This is a genomic window from Rathayibacter sp. AY1H2, assembly GCF_002931985.1.
Lineage (GTDB): Bacteria > Actinomycetota > Actinomycetes > Actinomycetales > Microbacteriaceae > Rathayibacter.
In genome coordinates this window covers 1-6,253 of the sequence record NZ_PSUV01000037.1, presented here as the reverse complement: position 1 = coordinate 6,253, position 6,253 = coordinate 1, and the positions used below count along the sequence as shown (strand labels likewise).

Below are 6,253 nucleotides of genomic sequence, written 5' to 3'. Positions count from 1 at the left end.
GGCGGGGACCGTCCTCGGAGGCTAGGCGGGGCGGGGCGCGGCGTCCGCCCGTTGACTTCCCAGGTGCGCGGGCGTGCTCGCGGGTGCGGGGGCGCTCGCCGACTCGAGGTCGGTTCTCCTCCGGCTCCCGCTCCGTTCTCCTCCGGCTCCCGCGACTGTCCAGGAGTTGTCGCACTCGAGCTCGAGTGCGACGACTTCTGCGCACTCGGCGACGACCGCTGGGACAGGCCCGGCGGCTCCGCGACCACGCGGAAGCGGCCGTACTGGAGCGCGAGTACGGCGACTTCGGAGGGCTGGCGACCGGCTCGAGTGCGCGGGTCCGCGAGTGCTCAGGAGTTGTCGCAGTCGACGCCGAGTGCGACGACTTCTGGACAGTGGGGGGAGGGGCTCCGGGTGAACGCTCGCGAGTGCTCAGGAGTTGTCGCAGTCGAGGCCGAGTGCGACAAGTTCTGGACAGTGGGGGAGGCTCCGGGGTGAGGGCTCGCGAGTGCTCGGGAGTTGTCGCAGTCGACGCCGAGTGCGACGACTTCTGGACAGTGGGGGAGGGGCTCCGGGTGAGCGCTTGCGAGTGCTCAAGCGTTGTCGCAGTCGACGCCGAGTGCGACAAGTTCTGGACAGTGGGGAGGCTCCGGGGTGAGGGCTCGCGAGTGCTCGGGAGTCGTCGCAGTCGCGGCCGAGTGCGACGACTTCTGGACGGTGGGCGGCGTCCGAGCGGCGTCAGGGACCCCGGCAGCACCCGTCAGGGACCCCGGCAGCACCCGTCAGGGACCCCGGCGGCACGCATCCGGGGCCCCGGCGGCACGCGTCGCGCCCGGCGCCCGCGACCTAGGGTGAGGGCATGCATCCGCTCGACGCCCAGGACCCGCTCGCGCACTGCCCCGAGCTGTTCGTCCGCACCCCCGAGGTCCGCTCCTACCTCGACGGCAACTCGCTCGGCCGGCCGCTGCGCGCGAGCGTCGCCCGGCTCGCGCGGTTCGCGGAGGAGGAGTGGGGCGGCCGCCTCATCCGCGGCTGGGAGGAGGGCTGGCTCGACATGCCGCTCGAGGTCGGCGACGCCCTCGGCTCCGCGGTGCTGGGAGCCGCGGCCGGGCAGACGGTCGTCGCCGACTCCACGACCGTCCTGCTCTACAAGCTCGCCCGCGCGGCGATCGCCCGCCAGGCGGAGCAGGGGCGCGACGAGATCGTCGTGGACACCGACAACTTCCCCACCGACCGGTACGTGCTGGAGGGCATCGCGGCCGAGACCGGCAGCACGCTCCGCTGGATCGACTCCGACCCCGGGAGCGGCGTCGGCCCCGACGACCTCGCCCCGGTGCTCGGCGAGCGGACGGCGCTGGTGCTGCTCAGCCACGTCGCGTACCGCTCGGGGTTCCTCGCCGACGCCGCGGCGATCACCGCCCAGGCGCACGAGGCCGGCGCGCTCGTGCTCTGGGACGCCTCCCACTCCGTCGGCTCGGTGCCGCTCGAGCTCGACGCGTGGGGCGCGGACCTCGCGGTCGGCTGCTCCTACAAGTACCTCAACGGAGGCCCGGGGGCGCCCGCGTGGGCGTACGTCGCCTCCCGGCACCAGGGCTCGCTCGCGCAGCCGGTGCAGGGCTGGATGGGCGTCGCCGACATGTTCGAGATGGGCCCCGGCTACCGTCCGGCCGAGGGCATGCGGCGCTTCCTCAGCGGCACCCCGCCGATCACGGGGATGCTCGCGATGCAGGACATGATCGCGCTGATCGCCTCGGTCGGCATGCCCGCGGTGCGCGCGAAGTCGGAGGCGATGACGGCGTACGCGCTGGAGCTGGCCGACGCGTGGCTGGTGCCGCGCGGGGTGCGGGTGGCGACTCCGCTCGACCCCGCCCGGCGCGGCTCGCACGTGACGATCGCGCACGAGTCGTTCGCCGGCCTGGTCCCGCGGCTGCAGGCGGAGGGGATCGTGCCGGACTTCCGCCGACCCGACGGCATCCGGATCGGCCTCTCGCCGCTGTCGACCACCTTCGCCGAGCTGGAGCTGGGCATGGCGGCCGTCCGGGACGCGCTGGACTGAGCGGGGCCGGGGCTCGGCGGGGTGGCTGTCCCCGGCCCCGCCGGCGCCCTCACCGCGCATCGCGCGTCCGGCGGGTGCTCTCCTTCTGCAGGGCCTCGACGAGCTCGGCCTTCGTCATGCGCGAGCGGCCGGAGACGTCCAGGCGCTTGGCGAGGTCCATCAGGTGCGCCTTGGTCGCGTTCGCGTCCACTCCGCCCGCCGTCTCGCCCCCGGGGGAGCGGCCGTGGCCCTCGGCGCGGGAGTCGGAGGGGCCGCTCTCGGCCTTGCGCTCCCAGTGGTCGCCGACCTTCTCGTACTCGTGCTTCAGCGCGGCGAAGGCCGTGCGGTGGGCGCGCTCGCCGTCGCCGTAGCTGTCGACGGCCGAGTCGTGCGCGGCCGACCAGAGCTTCTGCGCGTGCTCGTCGGAGCGCTCGATGGTAGACGGGATCTGTTCCTCGCGGGGCATGGCGGCCTCCCTCTCGTCCTCCGACGCTACGTCGGGTCGGAGGCGCCGGTCACCCCGTTGACGAGCGCTCGGCGGGCGCCTCCGTCCCCGGAGCGCACTCGGGAGGCCGCTGCCGGTGTTCTCACCGGGCCGACGCCGATGATGGGGCGATGTTCATCCCGACCAGAGCCGCCGGTCTCGAGGCGCTCGACGACTTCGTCGCCCGCGCGGGCTCCGCCTACGCCCGCGACCGCAACCACGACCTCGGACCGTCCCGGGACAACGTCTCCGGACTCTCGCCCTACCTCCGCCACCGCCTCGTCACCGAGCGGGAGGTCGTCGCCGCGGTCCTCGCGCGGCACCGCCTGACCGCCGCGGAGAAGTTCGTCCAGGAGGTGTTCTGGCGCACCTACTGGAAGGGCTGGCTCGAGCAGAACCCGGACGTCTGGCGCCGCTACCGCCGCGAGGTGGCGGACTCCTCCGCGGGCGATCCTCCGCCCGTGTACCTCGACGCGATCGGCGGACACAGCGGCATCGACGCGATGGACGCGTGGGTGAGCGAGCTCGTCGAGACCGGGTACCTCCACAACCACACCCGCATGTGGTTCGCGAGCATCTGGATCTTCACCCTCGGACTGCCCTGGCAGCTCGGCGCCGACTTCTTCTACCGGCACCTGCTCGACGGCGACGCCGCGTCCAACACCCTGTCGTGGCGATGGGTCGCCGGCCTGCAGACTCCGGGCAAGACCTACCTCGCCTCCGCGTCCAACATCGCGCGCTACACGGAGGGGCGCTTCTCGCCGAGCGGCCTCGCCACCACGGCCCCCGCGCTCACCGAGGAGCCCTTCCCGCCGCGGGCACCGCTCGAGCAGGACGACGTCGTGGGGACCGTCGGCGCCCGCCCCGGCCTCCTGTTGCACGAGGAGGACCTCGAGGCGGAGAGCCTGCTCGCCGAGCAGCCGGGTCTGGCCGAGCGCCTCGTGGCGTGCGCCGTCGCCGGGGACGCGGGCGGGCGCTCGCCGTCCGGAGTCTCCGACGCGGTCGCCGCCTTCACCGCCGCGGCGCTCGCCGACGCCGCCGAGCGCACCTCCGACTCCAGCGGTCGGCCGGCGAGGGTGCTGGCGGACGCGCGTGCCGCGACGGTCGTCGACTGGGCGGTGTCCGAGCGGATCGACACCGTGGTCGTTCCGTACGCGCCGGTCGGGCCCGTCGGAGAGCGGGTGGAGGCGCTCCGCTCGGCTCTCGCCGACGCGGGGGTCGCGCTCGTCACCGTGCGCCGCCGCTGGGACGGTGCGGCGTGGCCGTCGGCGTCGCGGGGGTTCTTCCCGTTCCGGAAGCGGATCCCGGCGCTGGTGCGCGACCTCGTCGAGCCCGCCGACGCGGCCCGCCTGTTCTGAGCGGCGTTCCGAGAGCCGCGTCCCGCGAGCTGCGTCCTGTGGGCCGCGTCCCGCGAGCTGCGTCCTGTGAGCCCCGTCCCGCGGAACCTGCCTGGTCCCGCGGGGCGGGTGCCGCTCAGCCGAGCAGGCGGTCGCGGAGGAAGTCGCTCGCGAAGCGGCCCGAGGGGTCCCACTCGGAGCGGAGGGTGCGCCACTCCTCGAGGTGCGGGTAGAGCGGCGCGATCTCGTCGGCTCCGGCGAGGAAGTGCTTGCCCCAGTGCGGCCGGGCGCCGAGCGGCAGCAGCGCGCCCTCGACGGCGGGGAGCACGGCGTCGACGCCGGCGCGGTCCTTCTTGAAGGTGAAGTGCACGCCGACGCTGTCGCGGCCTCCGGCGGGGGAGAGCCACTGGTCGTCGCCCGCCATGGTCCGCAGCTCCGTGATGAGCAGGACGTCGTCGATCCGCTCGCCGATCGCGCGCAGCGCCACGATCGCCTCGCGGACGTTCGCGCGCGGCACCATGTACTCGCTCTGGATCTCGTCGCCCGCGCTCGGCTCGCGGTCGAGGCGGAAGTGCGGCAGGCGCTCGGACCACGGTCCGACGGAGCCGCCGAACGGGTTCAGGTTGGAGTCGACACCCTCCGAGACGGCGAAGAGGCTCGCGGAGGCGGCGACCGCGCCCAGGTGCGTCGCGTCGACGTCGGCGACGGATCCCGCCGCCACCTTGGTCTTCAGCCACAGCTGCTCCACGGTCGGCGAGGACCAGTGGGTCATGAGGCTGACGCTGTAGGCGGAGGAGGTGATCGCGTCGAAGTCGTCGAGCACGCGCTCCCAGGGCAGGTCGACGAACGCGTCCTGGCGGACGTCGAAGGTCGGCTGGATGTCGAGGGTCACCCGGGTGACGATGCCGAAGGCGCCGAGGCCGACGACGACGCCCTCGAAGCCCGGCTCCCCGCGGCGGATCGTGCGCAGCGAGCCGTCGGCGGTGACGAGCTCGAGGGCCGAGACGGCGGAGGAGAGGTTCGCGTTGCGGTCGCCCGAGCCGTGGGTGCCGGTCGCGATGGCGCCGGCGACCGAGATGTGCGGGAGCGAGCCCATGTTGTGCAGGGCGTAGCCGTTGCTGTGCAGGTGTGCGGCGACGACGCCGTAGCGGGTGGCGCCGCCGACGGTGACGGTGCTCGCCTCAGCGTCGATCACGGGGTCGGAGGCCAGGCGGCCCAGGTGCAGCAGTGCGCCGGGGGTGTCGGGCAGGGAGTTGAAGGAGTGGCGGCTGCCGAGGGCGCGGACGCGGTCGTTCTCGCGGACGAGGCGCTGCACCTCCTCGACGGACTCCGGCTCGATGATGGCGGCGGCGCGGTACTCGTAGGTGCCCGCCCAGTTGCTCCGTGAGGTCATGGATCCATTCTGCCGGGTGCGCGGGGGATTTGTTGTTGATTGCAACGAATGGCCTGGTAACGCACGGGACGCGGCAGGACGGAACGGCGTGGATTTTGTTCGGGGCGCGCTCCGGGCCCCTGCCGGGGAGGACCGCGATGACCGCGCGCAGACGATCCCGCTCCGATCTGTTCCGGGTGCGCGTGAGCCTCCTGGTCACCATCGTGGTGGTGCTGCTCGTCCTGGCGACGGGGACGCTCGCTCCGGGCGACGGGGCCGTCGATGCGACGGCGACCCTCGTTCCGGTCTCTCTGCTCGGCCGGCCGCTCTCCACCGCCCTCTCCGTGGGCTGGAGCGCCGCCTCGTACTCGCGCCTCGACGAGCAGGCGCTGCGGAGCGCCGCCTCCTCCTCGCGCCTCGACGAGCAGGCGCTGCGGAGCGCCGCCGAGGAGGAGGCGCGCGGCGAGCGGCGCCTCCTCTCGCGGACGCTGGGGGCGACCGGGGCGACCGGCACGACGCTGTCGGCGGCGGTGCCGGCGATCGTGGTCACGGTGGCGATCGCGCAGAGGACGGAGTTCCGCAGCGAGCCCCCTTCTATCGCCGCCGCCCTGCTCGCCGTCGCGAGCTCGTGGGTGCTGATGGTCTTCTCGGTCGCACAGGCCTGCCTGCGCCTCGAGTCGCGGTCGCCCCGGCGGTCGCAGGTGCGCATCGCCTTCGAGGAGGCGCCGCACTTCAGTGACGACGCGACTCTCGCGCTCCTGCTGTCCACGACGGCGGCCACGGTCTCGGCCGAGATCCGCTCGAGAGAGGGCTGGCGCCTGGTGCGCGCGAACGTCGTCATCGCGTCCGCCTTCGACTCGGTCGTCATCGCGATGACGGTGTCACTGCTGTTCGGCGGACTCGCGGCCTGAGACGGCGGGAGCGGAGCGTCCGCGGGGCCGGGGGCGGTGGGGTTGGCGGGGACGGTGAGGGGGAGCAGGCAGACCAGCTCCAGAGCCCGGCGCAGGCGCGGGAGCCGGATCTCGACGAGCAGCATCGTCGGCACC

At 73.8% G+C, this 6,253-nt stretch carries 5 protein-coding genes; 3 read left to right on the top strand and 2 right to left on the bottom strand.

Annotated elements, in window-relative coordinates; all coding sequences use genetic code 11:
- Positions 1-838: 838 nt before the first annotated feature.
- Entirely contained in the window at positions 839-2,035 is a 1,197-nt protein-coding gene (locus tag C5C29_RS16670) for a kynureninase (RefSeq protein WP_104225170.1), read from the top strand.
- A gap of 49 nt (positions 2,036-2,084) precedes the next feature.
- On the opposite strand, the gene C5C29_RS16665 is transcribed toward C5C29_RS16670, so the two are convergent.
- Positions 2,085-2,480 carry a ChaB family protein gene (locus C5C29_RS16665; RefSeq protein WP_104225169.1) on the bottom strand — a complete coding sequence of 132 codons (396 nt, stop codon included), beginning with the start codon at positions 2,478-2,480 and terminating at the stop codon, positions 2,085-2,087.
- A 149-nt stretch (positions 2,481-2,629) separates the two neighbouring features.
- On the opposite strand from C5C29_RS16665, the gene C5C29_RS16660 reads away from it, so the two are divergent.
- Positions 2,630-3,856, top strand: coding sequence for an FAD-binding domain-containing protein (locus tag C5C29_RS16660; RefSeq protein ID WP_104225168.1), 1,227 nt, complete (start codon positions 2,630-2,632; stop codon positions 3,854-3,856).
- A gap of 115 nt (positions 3,857-3,971) precedes the next feature.
- Here the strand turns inward: C5C29_RS16660 and C5C29_RS16655 are convergent, their stop codons facing one another.
- A complete protein-coding gene (locus C5C29_RS16655) occupies positions 3,972-5,228 on the bottom strand; it encodes a D-arabinono-1,4-lactone oxidase (protein WP_104225167.1) in 1,257 nt (418 codons plus the stop codon).
- 137 nt (positions 5,229-5,365) lie between these two features.
- Between C5C29_RS16655 and C5C29_RS16650 the strand changes: the two genes are divergently transcribed.
- The gene (locus C5C29_RS16650) at positions 5,366-6,118 is read left to right on the top strand and encodes a DUF1345 domain-containing protein (RefSeq protein WP_104225166.1); all 753 of its coding nucleotides are present in this window, start codon (positions 5,366-5,368) and stop codon (positions 6,116-6,118) included.
- Positions 6,119-6,253 lie beyond the last annotated feature (135 nt).